This is a genomic window from Nocardia sp. GP40 (genome assembly GCF_050434125.1).
Taxonomy (GTDB): Bacteria; Actinomycetota; Actinomycetes; order Mycobacteriales; family Mycobacteriaceae; genus Nocardia; species Nocardia albiluteola.
Window position 1 is genome coordinate 236,273 of the sequence record NZ_JBNPVW010000013.1, and the last position, 13,966, is coordinate 250,238.

A 13,966-nucleotide genomic window follows, 5' to 3' on the forward strand; every position below is an offset into this window, starting at 1 on the left:
GAGATGGCTGGCGAGAAGAAGGTCAGGGTCAACACCCACGAGCTGCGCGTGGCCGCCGGCACGATGAACGATGCCGGGGGCCGGGTGAAGAACGTGTTCGACACGCTCCGGAACCACCTGCACTCCAAGGGCAACCCGTTCGGCAACGACGACTACGGTCACAAGTTCACCGAGGGCGAAAAGGGGTACGACACCTCGAGTAAGAACCTGCTCTCTGGCGGCGACAATATGACCGACTCGCTCGACAAGTTCGGCAGCGGAATGACCGACGCTGCAAAGAAAATGGACGATATGGATCACTAGGATCGGCCTGCCTGCAGGAGCCCGGAGCGATAGGCCGGGCTCCATGCGAGCCGGTCGTTGATGTCGGTGTCCATCGCGGCCAGCGATGCGGCATCGGTGGTGATGATCCGTGCCGAGTCGAGTGCTGTTCCGATGAGCGCGATTTCGTCGTGGCCACGACCGTCCGCCCAGCAGCCGCCCCACTCGCGCGAGCTGGTCGTCTTCGGTGGTGGGGGCGAATTCGGTGGCCATCGCACCGACCCGGCGGCGGGCGGCGGCCGGCGCCGGTTCCGCCATCGGAGCAGCACTACGGCCCGAGGTTACGTCGAGGCCGCAGCACTGCTGCTACGCATGCCGATTCTCGGAGGAAGCGTCGCCCGCGGTGAGATCGACTATGCCAACCTTCGCATGACCACCACCGTATTCGGCGACGATGCGAGCCCGCGCACCCTCAGTCTATTGGAAGAGCAAGTTGCATGTGCCGCAGCGGAATTCACGCCGTCGGCCTTGCGTGCGCAACTGTGGAAACTATGGTTGGCGGCAGATCCGGACGAGGCCGCCGAGGCGCGCCGTCGCCGGGCGAGCACCGACCGGCGAGCGTACATTCGCCGGGGCGGGCACGGATTATCCTGGCTCATCGCCTGTGTGACCGATGCCGAGGGTAGTCAGGCCGACGCGCTACTGTGCGAGATCACCGCCACCGTGTGCTCGAACGATCCCCGCAGCAAAAGCGCGCTGCGCGCCGACGGGTTGATGGCACTGCTGCATGGCGAGGCGGCCCTGGTCTGCGGTTGTGGACAAGCCGACTGCCCGAAGGGGACCCAGCCCGCGCCCTCGCGGCGCAAGCCGCTGGTCGAGGTCGTTGTCGATGCGGAAACCCTACTCGGCCTGGCTGACAACCCCGCCACCCTGCCCGACGGTACACCCGTCGACGCGGAGGTTGCCCGCGTTCTCGCGCAGGATGCCACGTGGCGGGCGATCATCACCGACACCCGTGATGCCTTGGCGCGCAGCACTATCGCGGGCCAGGGCGTAGACGAAACTGCGAGCAATGCGGCATCTTCCGGCGTCGGCAATGCAGATCCCAAACGGGTCTCCTGCCCTGCCCGCAATGGTCGCCATGGAGCTTGCGGCGGCTCAGGGATCGGAAATCTGCTGTGCAACAACTGGAATTGACGCACGATCAGCCGCGCCTGTGGAGCGAGAGGCCACTGGCGATTCCGTCGACCGGGAGCCGTTACCGTCGCCGCCCAGTCGGAATATTCTCGCCCGGGGAAGCGTACGCCGGTCCGGTGCGATACCGGCGCGCGCGTGCGGGCGGGCGCGGAGTAGGGCGGTACGAGCTCGATCATGTCGTCGCCTTCGACCATGATGATCCTGTTCGCGGCGGCTGGACTATTCCCGCGAACCTGCAGCCGCTCTGTAAACGGCATCATGACATTAAATCTCACCGATACTGGACCTGCTCCACGCTTCGGGGCGGCGCCCATCACTGGCGGCACCATAGCGGACTCGAGCGTATTACTGTGCCCTGCAATGGATTTGCCGTAGGTGCAACCCAGCAGCCGCAATCGGCCCTGGCCCTGGCCCCGTCGTACAGCGATGTACTCACCCCGGCGGAGTCACTCGACCTGCTGTACGAACCGACTTGGTGGGAGCGGAATATGGGCAGCTGCGAACATCCGGGCAACGATCGTTACCTGGTCGCCCACTATCGCGAGCACCAGGCCATTGTGCATCGCCGCATGGCCCTGCAACCTGCGCCGTTCTGAGCGATTATCACGGTCGACATGGGGTTCGCTGCGGTCGTTACGGGCTCGGATCCAGCTGCGTCGCTAGTGCCCCGGTCAGTCGTGCCGGTCTTGGGCGCCTTGGCTCGACGAGGCGCCGGATGCGCGGGCTCGTGAGTGCTCCGACTCCCGAGCAGCGCACTGCTCCCGGTCAGTCCAGCTTCTTTTCGAACCAGTGATCTGCCAGCGGGTCGTCGCCGTATGGCGGAATCTCCGCGTATCCGTGCTTCGCGTAGAGGGCGCGGGCCTCCACGAGATCGTTGCGCGTAGTGAGGCGGATCGCGTGTGCGCCAAGTTCGCGGGCGGCGAGCTCCGCCGACGCCAGCAGTTCGGCGGCGCCGCCGTCGCCCCGTGCATCGGGGCGGATGAACATGCGTTTCAGCTCGAGTGTCCGCGCATCGAGGCGGCGCAGGCCGACGCAGCCGACGGCCGTGCCGGTTCGGCGCGCGAGCAACAGCAGGCCGGTCGGCGGGGTCAGGTCGTCGCTATCGTAACCATCGGCGAGGTGCCGGTCGATCTCCGCGTCATCGGTGGGACGGCCGTAGTAGCGGCTGATCATCTCGGCCAGATAGAGCCGGAGGATGGCGGCCGCCTCGGGCGAACGCGGTTCGGCGGGCTCGACCGTCCATGGGGCAGAACCGTTCCCTGTCACGGGATCATTCTCTCCCGCTCGTCAATGCCGGATTTTGGAGTCGACGGCGAAGTCGCGCTTGGGTTCAGCGTGCTGATCCCATACTGGTCCAACGTCATTCAGCGGGACCCGATGATGATTCCCCGCGAGTAGTGGCCCTGCTCAGGCGGCGGTGTTGACCGCGGCGAGCGAGCGGTCGCTCAGATCAGCCGGCACTGGGCCGCAGCGCCGTCCGGCACGTTCCCGTCCCGATCTTCGGGGATCTGGCCGCTGACGAACAGCAGACGCCGTGCCCCGATCACCTCCAGCCCGTTGGTATAACCACCGACCGCCGCCGGAACCGAATCAGCATCGTGCGCAACCATCTCCATGATCCGCCAGCCTAAGCGAGGGGGGTCCGCAGTCCTATGGTGCTCGGGCCGACGGGAATTCGGGATGGCACAGTGGGAAGATGGCCGTCACTTCGTGTCGCCGGCCGCGCTGGTCCACGCTTCCGGACTGCGATAGTGGTTGCGGTGTCCGGCTCGAAGGACCGCGCACAGCGTGTCGAAGTGTTCGACGTCGGGTGGAAGGCGTGCCAGCAGGCGCAGAGCGGGTTCGGGCTCGAGGTTTCCGTACACGTCGTGGTAGCTGGTGAGCAGCCCCTTGAAGAGGGCACGCTGGAGTTCGGGCACCTCGACTGCCGTCAGGTAGACGGGCTCCTTCAGTCTCCACGGCACCGGGCCGGAGATCTCGAGCACCCGACGGGCTCGACGGAGCAGCGCGGCGTCGCCGGAGTGCAATTTCCCGGTATCGTCGCCGAGCACCTGAGCGAATGCTGTTGCGACCGTGGTGCGATCCTCGAACCAGTCGACCCAGAGCGAATAGGTGATCGCCTCGGCGTCCCCCGGCGCCTTGAGTCGCGAGCGGTACTCTCGCCAGAGTGCTTGGTGGACAAGCTGATCCGTGGTGCCAGCGATCATGACGCCGATCTCCCAGGTAACCTGGTAGTCGCCGAGCAGGTCCAGCAGACCGAAACCCAGTCGCAGCCGACCGGACTCGTCGAGGTCGGGATCATTCACCATATCTGCGGCCCACTCGTGAGCCACGTCGTTGGTTGACACTTGTCGACCTTCGGAGAGCCATAGGTCGTCGCCGACCCGGAGGACGCCCTCCGCGGCAAGCCAGCGGCGCGCCTCTTCCATGGCGATCATCGTTCGGCTCCTTGATGATTGGTTCCCAGGGGTTGGTGCGTGGCCGGTTTCACCGCGGTGGCGCAGTCGGAGTTTACGATCTGCGGGGAGTGGGGCGGTTGGGTAGGGTTGGGCTTGCCTGGGTCGGACAGACTGCTTCGGCGTACGCGACCAAGGGGGTGAGACCGCACTAACTTCATGTCATGGAACCCCATCTTTGTCGGGGGTAGGCATGAGACCATGCCTACTCGTACCACCCCCTTTCGCGCGCCGTCCCGTTGTCGTGTCGCACAATGACTTCAGTAGACCGTGGGCCACTCGTGTGGGGTTGCCACGCCTGAGGAAGCTTGCCGCGCCGCCTCGCGATGGAATGACGAGGTGGAGTCGATGCGAAAGTCAGCCTCCTCCGAACCGACTCGGGCAGAATAGAATTCGGACGGGGCGGTTCGGGGGACGCTGTTCGGTTTCGGAGTGTAGGGTCTCGAAAGTCGTGGCGGGCAGCCAGTTGACTGGTCTGGCCGTTTCTGGTTTGTCTCACGCCGTGGCGGGTGTTGCCCCGTCTCGAGTCGATGGCATTTCCTCACATATCGCCCATCACTACAACCGTCGGGGGCTACGACCGACCGATTCCCTTGTGGACGGCTGGTTCCGGCGGCCGAGAATTGCGTGCGCTGAGACCTGCCGTCCGTTCGACCAACTGGATAAGCGGCAGTTCTGGATATTTCACATGATGGGCCGGGCTAGGTTTCCGACGGCGGGGCAGTTCCCGAAACAAGGGCGCCTCGGGGCCTCGAGCTATCGGCAAGGCTTGCTGGGTCGATGCGGAATACCGGGCAGCGGTGTGCCGCGTCGCCGAAGCTGTCCGGCGAGGCGGAGCCGACCAAGCGGTTTCTGATGAAAGCTTTTGTTCCCCTGGGATTCTGGATGGGGAACTCACGCAGAATGGGGCGGCGCTGCTCCTCGGGAATCTCGATCAGATTCACGGCCTGGACGTTCCGACCGCGGATCAGTATGCCGCGCCCGGCCGCACGAGCGTTCTTGACCCAGTCGGAGTTCGGGTAGGCCTGCACGAGGTAGCGGGTGCCGTCGACGAGTACCGGCGCCACTGGTGTGGTCCGGGGTCGTCCGCTTGAGCGTCCAGGGACGGTGAGCAGATACATGGGACCGAACGGAAGGCCGATCCGGTGGAGGAACATGACCACCCGGTTACGGATCTTGTGCTTCGTGGACAGCGTCGTCACCGGGTCCCCCCGCGGTGTGCTGCGGGGACGTCGCCCGCGGGTTCGTTGTCGGCAGAACGGGATCGCGGAGAGTCGTCGGTCGGGGTGGATCCGACGACCACGGCAATCACCAGGATGAATGCGACAAGCGCGCAACCGGTCCGGGTGAAATGAAACAGTTCCCAGCGCCGCAGGATGTCTGCATAATCGCTGGGCGGCGTCCCCACGGCCCAGCGCTTGATCTGCTGATTGATCGGCACGTTCCCGAAGCGGGTCACCAGGAACGAGAGAAATGTCAGCGCCGAGGCGCCCGCCGCGACCCACTGTGGCCATGCCTTCGACCGCACCGCCAGGACCAGCGTGCTCAGCACGGCCAAACCCATCAGCGACTGCATCACCGGGCCGTTGACCCGCATCAGTGCCGTATGAAAGGTGAATCGAACATCAAGGGGCACTTCGCGAAACGCGTACAGCACGTTCACCGCGCCGTATCCGAATGCCCCGGCCAGCAGGCCGGGGAACAACAGCGCCGCGGCTCGGACGGATTTCGACAACATCGGGAACTCCCATCTCAGCATCGCAACACCAAGTTGCGATAGAGTAAGCATGCCCGCCTCTCGTCGATATCGCAACAAGGAGTTGCAATGGGTTCAGCCACACCCCTCGGGCGAGGACCGAAAGTCCGCGCCGCTGTGCTCGCTGCGGCCGTCGACGAGCTGAGCGAACACGGATATGCGGCGTTCACAGTCGACAACGTCGCCCAGCGCGCCGGAGTACACAAGACCACCATCTATCGGCGGTGGCCCGACCGTGACGCCCTGATCGCCGATGCGCTGACCGACAGCGTTGCCGCAGAAATCCCCATTCCCGATACCGGTTCGATCGAGGGCGATCTGAATGTGCTGGCGCGCAGTCTGGTCACGTGGATCAGCAACCCATCCGGCCGGGCAGTCCTCGCGGTCATGCTGGCCAACGCCGCCGGACAGCCATCGCCACCCGCCCCCACTCGCCATGCCTTCCGCGACCGCATCCGCAGAGCGCTGCCGGTGGTGACGCGCGCGGTCGAACGCGGCGAACTGCCCTCGGGCACGGATCCCGCCGAGCTGATCAAAACGCTTGTGGCGCCGATCTATTTACGGGTGCTGATCACCGGCGAGGCGGTGGACGATCAAACCGCCGACGCGGCCGCAACTGTGGCTGTGACAGCGGCCCGCGCCGGTCTGTTCGGCTGAGCTTGGCCATCAAGCGACGACCTCATCGCCTGGAGAGACGAAGCTGACTGCAGCCTGCACCAGTCGGCACCGGGTTGCCTCGATCAGCGCACGAACTGAGCGCTCGAGGATGCGGTTTGCGCCGCTTCGCCGAATCTTCCTGCCCTGGAACGTAACTGGCGATGATCATCCGACAACCAGCCGGCAGAAGAAGCGGAATCTCAAAATCGCGGCGGATCCGCCACGTCACCGTCAAACATTCCGAGACTCCGCCACGACTTTTGAGACCCGACACGGAGGTATTTCGGCTATGCGGGGCGGTCGAAGGTGCCGGAGGTGAGGACGGCGGTGAAGGCGTCCCATTCGGCGGGGGTGAAGGTGAGGGCGGGGGCGGTGGGGTTTTTCGAGTCGCGGACGCCGATGGTGTTGGGGGTGAGGAAGGCGACTTCGACGCATTCGCCGCCCGTTTGGCTGTAGCTGCTCTTGAACCAGTTGTGGTGGGAGATGCTCACTGGGGGAGCTCCTTTGCGACCTTGGACAGATAGGTGCGGGTCTTCGTCTCGCTCAGTGCGGACTTTTCGATGTCGGCCCACGAACGACGATACCGGGCAACCTGTTCCGGCTTCTGCAGATACAGATTGCCGCTGCTTGCTCCAGTTTCGATGAACACGACCGGGGGCTCAGAGGTGGGATCGTCCGGTCTGCCGAAGTCGAGTACGAGGAAGGGGGTCATGTCGGTGCCTCGATAGATTCCCGCATCGAGTGGAACGATACGGATGCTGACGCTGGAAAGGGTCGAGAGCTCCATGATGTGAGCCAGGTGCCTCATGGCAAGCGGCTTGTGACTGAGCGTTCGATGGATCACACATTCGTCTACGATCGCGTTCAGTTGGAGGCCGGGCTTGGACAAGATGGCTTGTCGGCGCATCCGAACCTGAGCATGTCGTTCGATCTCCTCGGGCGAAAGTTCGTGGTTGGTTTCGAGCAGTGCCCGGGCATAGTCCTCGGTCTGCAACAAACCTGGGAGGCGTTCGTTCTGGTAGATGGTAAGCGTGGTGGCAAGACGTTCGAGGTTGATGTAGACGTCCAGCTTGTGGGGAGACAGTACATCGTTGAAGTCGTACCACCAGTCTGTAGCTGACTCTGACTCTGCAGCAAGAGCTTTCAGGCTTGCTCTGGTCTGGGCGTCTACCCGGTAGACGTCACAGATCTTGTCGACGTAGATCGGTTTCAGGTTGCAAGGTTGCCCCTTGAGCATCTTCGCCACCGTGGTGTGGTGGACGTTGATCTGCTCCGCAACGTCCTTGATGTAGAGCCCGGAGTCCTTGTGGAGCATCATCAGGATGCGGGCGAGCTGGCTTCGGGGGATCGAGAAGGTCTTCGGCTGAGCTGGCATCGAGCTTCCTCCTTGTCGTTACCTGCGGGATTGCCTCTCCATGGCCGCAGCTGCGTTATTTCGAAGCCGACCATTTTCTTGAAAAACTTGCCTGCACACCGAATTAGGTGTGACATGGGTGCTGCGCTCGGACGGTGGCCCTCGAACCCCACCGATGACGAGCAATCGAAGGTGAAATGTTGACCGGCACACCCGAATAGTTCCGGGGGACTCCATGATTACCACCCAAATCGCCGACACGCCAGAGAAGATCGTATTCGATCTACCGAAAGCCGTTGGCGTCGTTCGGTATGACCTCTCCGAGTCGAATGCCGACAGGCACACTGTCGCCATTCGACGACACGCGGAAACGCTCGGCTACGCGTATCTGTACACGGTCCATCCGCCCGCCGATGCGGTCGACCCTGTCGCGTATGCGCTGGTACTGGCCGCGACACTGGGTGCGGATGCCATCGTCGTCTACGACCTCGGGCACGTGAACAATCAGCCGGCGCTGGTCTGCGACGAGGGATTCGACCTGGAAACGGTGTGTCCGCAGTGGGCCTGGTTGCGGTGCGGATCGACGAATGCCGGCCGTTGGAGGGGTGCGGCTTGATGAGATTCATGCAACTCCCGTCCAGGTTCCTGCTGGCGCAGGCGTGTGCCGGGACGGTCCGACAGAAACATCCATTGTTGATTGCCGGATCTGAATTAGCCGGTCTGCACGAGTCGAAATTGGAACGTTCCATCTCGGATATTCCAGAAATTGATTGCGCCCGGGCGCGAGTGGTACACAAGGTCGACCGCTGGGTGTCCGCGCACGCACCCGAACCGGCGGGCGCGGCATTTCTTCACACCGAGACGATGGGAATGGTGATCGATCGCATGGCGGAATACTCCGTGGCGGCACGCGTCGCGCTGGAACGGGGAGCGGGCGAGCCACGCAGCCACTATCTGTGGCAGCGGGTCTCGGAGATCGCGCTTGGCTACGCCGACCTCGTGTTCGAGGTCAGCATCGGCCGCCGCCGCCTGCCCGATCTCGCCGATCCATGGACGGCACGGGAAGATCCGTCCCGGGCAGAAGCGCGATGAGCGAGCAAGCCGAGAAACTGCCGAACGGCCTCCCTGCCGATCCCTGCTCAGCACAGCAAGATTCGCGCTGGGCGGGTGCGAGGTGAGCGAGCAGGCTGAGACGCTCCGGGGCCTATTTTCGCGTCGATCTGTGGTCAGCGCAGCAAGGTTCGCGCTGGGTGGTTGCGAAGTGAGCGAGCAGGCCGAGACACTGCGGGCCTATTTTCGCGGCGATCTCTGGTCGGCACAGCAAGGTTCGCGCCGGGTGGTTGCACGATGAGCAGCAGACACTCCGGAGCCTATTTTCGCGCCGATCTCTGGACAGCACAGCAAGATTCATGGCGGGTGGGTGCGCGATGAGCGAGCAGACCGAGAAGCTGCGGGACGATCTACGCACTCGTCTCCGGGTGGCGCAGGACGAGTCGTGCTGGGCGGGTGCGCGATGAGCGATCAAGTCGAGACACTGAGGGAGGATCTGTGTGCCGATCTCTAGGCGGTAAGGGAAGATTTGCGTTGGGTGGTCGCGCGCTGAGGGAGCAAGCCGCGACACTGCGGGACGATCTCCGTACTGATCTCTGGGTAGCGCGGGAAGAGTCGTGCTGGGCGGTTGCACGATGAGCGAGCAAGCCGAGACAGTGCGAGATGATCTTCGTCGTGTGGCCTGGTGTGAGTTCGCGGCCATCGATGCGGCGGCGAAGCTGCTGGATGACCGCGAAATCGTCATCCTCGCAGGAAGATTGGATGCGATCGCAACGCACCTGTCCTCTCGTGCGGGTGACGGGCATCCGGTCCCGCCGCAGGGAGCCGTGCCCGGTACCGGGCCCGACCGGATCGATCTGACCGTGCAGTGGGATTCGGTGACGGTCGCGGGCTGGTTCGTCCGCAACACACTCACCCGCTGGCTGTGGGCCGATGTGCTGTTCAACGCCGAACTGGTCACTTACGAGTTGACCAAGGCCTTCGTCGGCACGGTCCAAGACTGCGAGCCCGCCGACCCGACCGCGATGACGATCCGCCTGCGGGCGATCTCGGCGAACCGGCTCGTGGTCGAGGTCCACGATTCCCCCGGCAATGCCGCTGTCCTCGGCGAGGCCGAGGAACTGATCAGCGAGTGCGTCCAGGATGTTAGTGTCCGGTCCGGCGTATTTCGCCGCCACGGTCGCACGACCGTGTGGTGCGAGCTCGCGCGCCCCGAGGGCGACCGCTGGATCTGACCAGCGGCAAGAGTTGCGCTTGCAGCGGAAAAACGGGGCCTGTAGGTTCGATTGGAGCCGTTGAGGGGGCGGAATATTCCGATCCGGCCTCCTCGATATCGCGGCACCGGCGCTGAGAGGACGAGATGACTGTCTGGGGACGTGGAATCCGTTGTGCAGCAGCGGTTGCCGGAGCGACCGCGCTACTGGCCGGGTGCGGGCCCAGCGGGGGAGGCACGGCGGCCTCGTCGTCGGCGGCGCCCTCAACCTCGGCAGTCGCTCAGACCGTGCCGACCGCGATCAACGGTTGCGACCTGCCGCAGTCGTTCATCACAGCGGAGCATCTGGATTCGAACCCTGATAAGTCTGACACTCAGAGCGGTAATGCTATCTGGCGTGGATGTGTCTGGAGCACGTACGACGGGGACGGGTACGGTCTCGACGTCAGCACGACCAACCTGACTATTCCGATGTTGCAGGCCAACGCCAAGTACAAGGTCGCTGAGCAGTTGACGATTGGCGGCCGCCAAGCCATCACATACCACCTGGCCAGCGATATTGACCTGCGTGCCGCCTGTCTTATCCATGTCGAGATGAAGGGGGGAGGACTCGAATTCTCGATCACCAACCCCGCATCGCACAAGGCTACCGGGACCCAGGATTCCTGCGAGATTGCCAAGAAACTGGCCGAGGACATCGTTCCCTCGATCCCAGCATCTGCATAAACTCGAAGTTCGCCGTCCGTTGATCTCGGTCGGATCCAGTAGGGGGAGGAGACCCACACCATGGCCGATGGAAGTAGCCCCGCACCGACAGGGCCGCTCGCGAGCCTGATCACCGAGGCTCAGAACGGTGCCTTGAGCGTCAGCTTCGGCAACGGACTGAAGAAGGATTTCGCCCTCAACGCCGATGAGTTCGCCTACATCGAGCGTGACTGTAAGGCATTCAAGGCGGAGATCAACAAACTTCAGGCGACTGCGAGAGATATCGCCGCTCGAACAGACTGGGGTCTTGGCGAATCGAATCCCAGCTTGCCCTCCGCTGCAGTCGTGGTGTCGCGGTTCCGCAGTAAAGCCGGGAAGGCGGGCCTGTCCACGGACTCGGACGACAATCTCGTGGACATTCTCGACCAGCACTACCAAATCGTCGACGACATCCAAACCCTCCACCACACTATCGCCCAGCAGTTCTGCCAGCAGGACGCCGATTTCGCCGCCGAGTACAACAAGAAGATGGCGAACCTCGAACCCAGCCCGATCGGCACCCCCATGCAGGTCGGCGTAACCACCAATCCCGGACTGGGGCAGTCGAAGTAATGGCCGTCTCGAACGAACCCCCGAAGATCACCAGTGGTGGCGAAAACCCGGACAACATGTCGCACTGGGATATCTACAACGCCTTCGATCCGCTGAGCCCCGGGACGGCGCAAACCCCGGAACAGCAGTACGGCGATATCGCTTCCAAATGGTCCGAGGCCGCCTCCTTCTTCGCCTCACGTATTCGCCAGTCGAGTTCGGCCGCATGGGACGGCAAGGCTGCCGAGGCCTCCCGGACCGCGATCTCCAACTATGCCAGCCGCTCCGAGGAGCTGACCGACGCGTTGAATGCCCTGGCCAGTCAGGTCGGCTCCGCCAAGGATGGCGTAACGAACACCAAAAATGGTGTGGACAAGCCGATTGAGCATGTAAGTATCTGGCATCCCCTGGATGGAGATTTCTTCGGGCATCACGGTAAGAGGTCCCTGTCGAAGATCAACAGCGAACGCGACAAGGCCCGCGAGGCGATGAAGAACAACTACGTCGCCAACATGATCTCCGCGGACAAGTCGATCCCGGTGACCCCCAAGCCGACCAGCCCCACCAACCCGCTGTACACGTACACCCCGGCCAGCGGCAACCCGAACTCCGGTCCCAGCAACAGCAATAGCAACAGCGGCAACCAGAACAGCGGAAACAGCACCAGCAGTACGAGTTACAGCGGATCGGGCAGCGATTCGGGCAGCCAGTCCGGCACCTCGTCCTCGGACTCCACCTCGCCCTCGAGCTATCAGTCCTCGAACGCCTCGACCTCGCTGAGCACGCTCCCCAGCAGCTTCTACAGCGGCCTGTCCTCGAGCCTGTCGACCACGCCCAGCAGCTTCACCAGCGGCACCGGCACGGGTTCGGGCTCGGGTGGTTACGACGGCGGTACAACCACGAATTCCGGTGGCGGCCTGGGCAAGAGCGTGATCGGTACCGGTAATACGACCACCGGTACCACGGCCGCGGCAGCCGCCACCAAGGCGGGCACCTCCAGCACGGGTATGGCCGGTATGGGCGGCATGGGTGGCGCCAACAAGGGCAAGGGCGAAGACGACGCCGATCACAGCCTGCCCGAATGGCTCCGGAACATGGAGAACACCGAGGAACTCCTGGGCCCCCAACCGAAGACCATCCCCGGCGGCGTCATCGGCGGCGACTACGAGGACCCACATGCTGGCGCCTGACCGCACTCGCCAGGACTCTCCGGCACGCGGAATGACCGGCGAGCCAGTGTCTTGATCGACCCGGAGTGAGCGGCGAGCCGGAAGTGCAACCGGGGGACAGTCTTGTTTGAAGTAGAGGGTGAATGATGGCCGAATGGCGTTGGGAACCGGACGATTTCGCGGCGCTGTGGCTGGGTGACGCGCGCGATCGGCTGCCGAGCCCGATGGGGTACACCAGCCGGTTTCCATCCCTGGACGAGGTGCACTACCACCGCCAGGCGGTGTACGCCCGCTACGACCGCGACGAGCGCGAGCAGATCGAGCTGGCTTTCCAGACCCTGACCACCGCCGAGTTGCGCATCGAAATCGAGGGCTGGTCCATAACTCTCGGTAACGGAACGCCGAAGGAGTATCGAATCCTGGGCGGGCGCACCGCCTACGACGCGGTCATGCTCACCCAGACCGCCGATCCCGACGCGCGCGACACCTCCGAGGGTCCGATCCGCTGTCGCATGTTCCGCTCCGAGCAGCTGCCCGCGCGCCTAGCCGCCGTCGTGCCGTCTTTCCCTGCGGGACAAGGCAGGCCGGACACCTTCCACCTTCAGGACCTGCGCGGCCGCCCCGCCGACAGCTACGCTCGCAATACCCCACGCGACCGCTACGACCGCATGTACCGACAGCCCATCGACGGTGGCGGCACGGCCGCCCTGCTCACCGGCTCCCTGTTCCACCACCCCGCCCCCTGGCATCTCACCCGCTGGGCCGACATCGCCCGCGACGGCCGCTACCTCCTGCAGCAGACCCGCGAGCACCTCACCGTCCGCCCCGCCACCCCCAACGACCTCACCACCTGCTTCGCTACCTGGATCGAACGTGCCCAGCAACGCCTCCGCGAGGACCAGCCCGACACCTGGTAGCGCCGCTCGACGTGCTCGCCGGCGGATACCTCGCCCGTCGTGCTCGCGAACATCGCACTCGCAGGACCTATTCGCGCTCGGCAGTGCGGGCCGCCCCATCGGCCGCCGGCACCGCCGTGCCTCGCGTAAGCGATCATTGGTGCCGCTGACTCTGATTCGCGATCGGCAGGCTAGGTCCGCCCGGCCCGGACCGGTGCCGTCCGCCAGCGCACTCGCGATTATTGGTGCCGGTGACCCTGATTCGCGATCGGCAGGCTCGGTCGACCCGGCCTGGACCGGTGCCGTCTTCCAGCGCGCTCGCGATCATAGGTCTGGTTGGTTCATTCGCGGCCGGTGAGGTTGCCGACCCATTCGTGGCCGGAAGCATCCACTGACGCGCTCGTGGCCGTGCCCGCGCGGTCCGTCGCAGCCGCGCGTCGCCTACATCCCACCCGGGCACATCCAGCGCGGATTTCATGACGCGACAAGCATCAAACGCAGCGTGAACATACAATGTCCCTAGCCGCGGATTGCCCACGCCTGCACTGCTTTCGGTCTCCACGCGGCGTGTGAACGCTAACCAACATCGTGACCAGCGCAGAGCCAGTGATGATATCGGCAGACTGGTCGGCGACCTGCGTCCGCCTGCCCCTATTTATTG

The 13,966-nt window shown here is 64.1% G+C and carries 19 protein-coding genes; 11 read left to right on the forward strand and 8 right to left on the reverse strand.

Annotation, left to right across the window (positions count from 1 at the left end):
- Positions 1-3: 3 nt before the first annotated feature.
- Entirely contained in the window at positions 4-303 is a 300-nt protein-coding gene (locus ABH933_RS33475; protein WP_429421745.1) for a WXG100 family type VII secretion target, read from the forward strand.
- Here the strand turns inward: ABH933_RS33475 and ABH933_RS33480 are convergent.
- Positions 300-539, reverse strand: a complete 240-nt coding sequence (locus ABH933_RS33480; RefSeq protein ID WP_429421981.1) for a hypothetical protein — start codon at positions 537-539, stop codon at positions 300-302. The genes ABH933_RS33475 and ABH933_RS33480 overlap by 4 nt on opposite strands.
- Between ABH933_RS33480 and ABH933_RS33485 the strand changes: the two genes are divergently transcribed.
- Both ABH933_RS33485 and ABH933_RS33490 read left to right on the forward strand, forming a co-directional pair.
- Positions 436-1,458 (forward strand): DUF222 domain-containing protein, encoded by a 1,023-nt coding sequence (locus tag ABH933_RS33485; protein WP_429421961.1) that lies wholly within the window; start codon positions 436-438, stop codon positions 1,456-1,458. The two genes, ABH933_RS33480 and ABH933_RS33485, sit on opposite strands and share 104 nt — an antisense overlap.
- A 350-nt stretch (positions 1,459-1,808) precedes the next feature.
- Positions 1,809-2,054: a hypothetical protein gene (locus ABH933_RS33490; protein ID WP_429421747.1), complete on the forward strand. Its 246-nt coding sequence runs from the start codon at positions 1,809-1,811 to the stop codon at positions 2,052-2,054.
- Positions 2,055-2,223: 169 nt separating this feature from the next.
- On the opposite strand, the gene ABH933_RS33495 is transcribed toward ABH933_RS33490, so the two are convergent.
- From ABH933_RS33495 to ABH933_RS33515, 5 genes are all read right to left on the reverse strand, one after another.
- Positions 2,224-2,724 carry a GNAT family N-acetyltransferase gene (locus ABH933_RS33495; RefSeq protein WP_429421749.1) on the reverse strand — a complete coding sequence of 167 codons (501 nt, stop codon included), beginning with the start codon at positions 2,722-2,724 and terminating at the stop codon, positions 2,224-2,226.
- A gap of 179 nt (positions 2,725-2,903) precedes the next feature.
- Positions 2,904-3,074: a hypothetical protein gene (locus tag ABH933_RS33500; RefSeq protein ID WP_429421751.1), complete on the reverse strand. Its 171-nt coding sequence runs from the start codon at positions 3,072-3,074 to the stop codon at positions 2,904-2,906.
- An 87-nt stretch (positions 3,075-3,161) separates the two neighbouring features.
- On the reverse strand, positions 3,162-3,896 hold the full coding sequence (locus tag ABH933_RS33505) for a hypothetical protein (RefSeq protein ID WP_429421753.1): 735 nt from the start codon (positions 3,894-3,896) through the stop codon (positions 3,162-3,164).
- Positions 3,897-4,615: 719 nt separating this feature from the next.
- Positions 4,616-5,116, reverse strand: a complete 501-nt coding sequence (locus ABH933_RS33510) for a nitroreductase/quinone reductase family protein (protein ID WP_429421755.1) — start codon at positions 5,114-5,116, stop codon at positions 4,616-4,618.
- Positions 5,113-5,652: an anthrone oxygenase family protein gene (locus ABH933_RS33515; protein ID WP_429421757.1), complete on the reverse strand. Its 540-nt coding sequence runs from the start codon at positions 5,650-5,652 to the stop codon at positions 5,113-5,115. Before ABH933_RS33515 ends, ABH933_RS33510 begins: the two co-directional genes overlap by 4 nt.
- Positions 5,653-5,739: 87 nt before the next feature.
- On the opposite strand from ABH933_RS33515, the gene ABH933_RS33520 reads away from it, so the two are divergent.
- Positions 5,740-6,327, forward strand: a complete 588-nt coding sequence (locus ABH933_RS33520) for a TetR/AcrR family transcriptional regulator (protein ID WP_429421759.1) — start codon at positions 5,740-5,742, stop codon at positions 6,325-6,327.
- A gap of 287 nt (positions 6,328-6,614) precedes the next feature.
- On the opposite strand, the gene ABH933_RS33525 is transcribed toward ABH933_RS33520, so the two are convergent.
- Both ABH933_RS33525 and ABH933_RS33530 read right to left on the reverse strand, forming a co-directional pair.
- A complete protein-coding gene (locus ABH933_RS33525) occupies positions 6,615-6,818 on the reverse strand; it encodes a DUF397 domain-containing protein (RefSeq protein ID WP_429421761.1) in 204 nt (67 codons plus the stop codon).
- Positions 6,815-7,702 carry a helix-turn-helix domain-containing protein gene (locus tag ABH933_RS33530; RefSeq protein WP_429421763.1) on the reverse strand — a complete coding sequence of 296 codons (888 nt, stop codon included), beginning with the start codon at positions 7,700-7,702 and terminating at the stop codon, positions 6,815-6,817. Before ABH933_RS33530 ends, ABH933_RS33525 begins: the two co-directional genes overlap by 4 nt.
- A 214-nt stretch (positions 7,703-7,916) precedes the next feature.
- Between ABH933_RS33530 and ABH933_RS33535 the strand changes: the two genes are divergently transcribed.
- From ABH933_RS33535 to ABH933_RS33565, 7 genes are all read left to right on the forward strand, one after another.
- The gene (locus tag ABH933_RS33535; RefSeq protein ID WP_429421765.1) at positions 7,917-8,297 is read left to right on the forward strand and encodes a hypothetical protein; all 381 of its coding nucleotides are present in this window, start codon (positions 7,917-7,919) and stop codon (positions 8,295-8,297) included.
- 74 nt (positions 8,298-8,371) lie between these two features.
- A complete protein-coding gene (locus ABH933_RS33540) occupies positions 8,372-8,773 on the forward strand; it encodes a DUF4254 domain-containing protein (protein ID WP_429421767.1) in 402 nt (133 codons plus the stop codon).
- A gap of 593 nt (positions 8,774-9,366) precedes the next feature.
- The gene (locus ABH933_RS33545; protein ID WP_429421769.1) at positions 9,367-9,966 is read left to right on the forward strand and encodes a hypothetical protein; all 600 of its coding nucleotides are present in this window, start codon (positions 9,367-9,369) and stop codon (positions 9,964-9,966) included.
- A gap of 125 nt (positions 9,967-10,091) precedes the next feature.
- Complete coding sequence (locus ABH933_RS33550; RefSeq protein WP_429421771.1) at positions 10,092-10,670, forward strand: DUF3558 domain-containing protein; 579 nt, start codon at positions 10,092-10,094, stop codon at positions 10,668-10,670.
- Positions 10,671-10,730: 60 nt separating this feature from the next.
- Entirely contained in the window at positions 10,731-11,261 is a 531-nt protein-coding gene (locus ABH933_RS33555) for a hypothetical protein (RefSeq protein WP_429421773.1), read from the forward strand.
- Positions 11,261-12,430: a hypothetical protein gene (locus tag ABH933_RS33560; RefSeq protein ID WP_429421775.1), complete on the forward strand. Its 1,170-nt coding sequence runs from the start codon at positions 11,261-11,263 to the stop codon at positions 12,428-12,430. Before ABH933_RS33555 ends, ABH933_RS33560 begins: the two co-directional genes overlap by 1 nt.
- 125 nt (positions 12,431-12,555) lie before the next feature.
- The gene (locus ABH933_RS33565; protein ID WP_429421777.1) at positions 12,556-13,326 is read left to right on the forward strand and encodes an ESX secretion-associated protein EspG; all 771 of its coding nucleotides are present in this window, start codon (positions 12,556-12,558) and stop codon (positions 13,324-13,326) included.
- Positions 13,327-13,966: the final 640 nt, after the last annotated feature.

Coding starts and splice junctions, on each gene's coding strand:
- ABH933_RS33545 (WP_429421769.1), top strand. CDS start 9,367: ATGAGCGAGCAAGCCGAGACAGTGCGAGATGATCTTCGTCGTGTGGCC.
- ABH933_RS33565 (WP_429421777.1), top strand. CDS start 12,556: ATGGCCGAATGGCGTTGGGAACCGGACGATTTCGCGGCGCTGTGGCTG.
- ABH933_RS33475 (WP_429421745.1), top strand. CDS start 4: ATGGCTGGCGAGAAGAAGGTCAGGGTCAACACCCACGAGCTGCGCGTG.
- ABH933_RS33500 (WP_429421751.1), bottom strand. CDS start 3,074: ATGGAGATGGTTGCGCACGATGCTGATTCGGTTCCGGCGGCGGTCGGT.
- ABH933_RS33550 (WP_429421771.1), top strand. CDS start 10,092: ATGACTGTCTGGGGACGTGGAATCCGTTGTGCAGCAGCGGTTGCCGGA.
- ABH933_RS33485 (WP_429421961.1), top strand. CDS start 436: ATGAGCGCGATTTCGTCGTGGCCACGACCGTCCGCCCAGCAGCCGCCC.
- ABH933_RS33560 (WP_429421775.1), top strand. CDS start 11,261: ATGGCCGTCTCGAACGAACCCCCGAAGATCACCAGTGGTGGCGAAAAC.
- ABH933_RS33505 (WP_429421753.1), bottom strand. CDS start 3,896: ATGATCGCCATGGAAGAGGCGCGCCGCTGGCTTGCCGCGGAGGGCGTC.
- ABH933_RS33535 (WP_429421765.1), top strand. CDS start 7,917: ATGATTACCACCCAAATCGCCGACACGCCAGAGAAGATCGTATTCGAT.
- ABH933_RS33530 (WP_429421763.1), bottom strand. CDS start 7,702: ATGCCAGCTCAGCCGAAGACCTTCTCGATCCCCCGAAGCCAGCTCGCC.
- ABH933_RS33515 (WP_429421757.1), bottom strand. CDS start 5,652: ATGTTGTCGAAATCCGTCCGAGCCGCGGCGCTGTTGTTCCCCGGCCTG.
- ABH933_RS33520 (WP_429421759.1), top strand. CDS start 5,740: ATGGGTTCAGCCACACCCCTCGGGCGAGGACCGAAAGTCCGCGCCGCT.
- ABH933_RS33555 (WP_429421773.1), top strand. CDS start 10,731: ATGGCCGATGGAAGTAGCCCCGCACCGACAGGGCCGCTCGCGAGCCTG.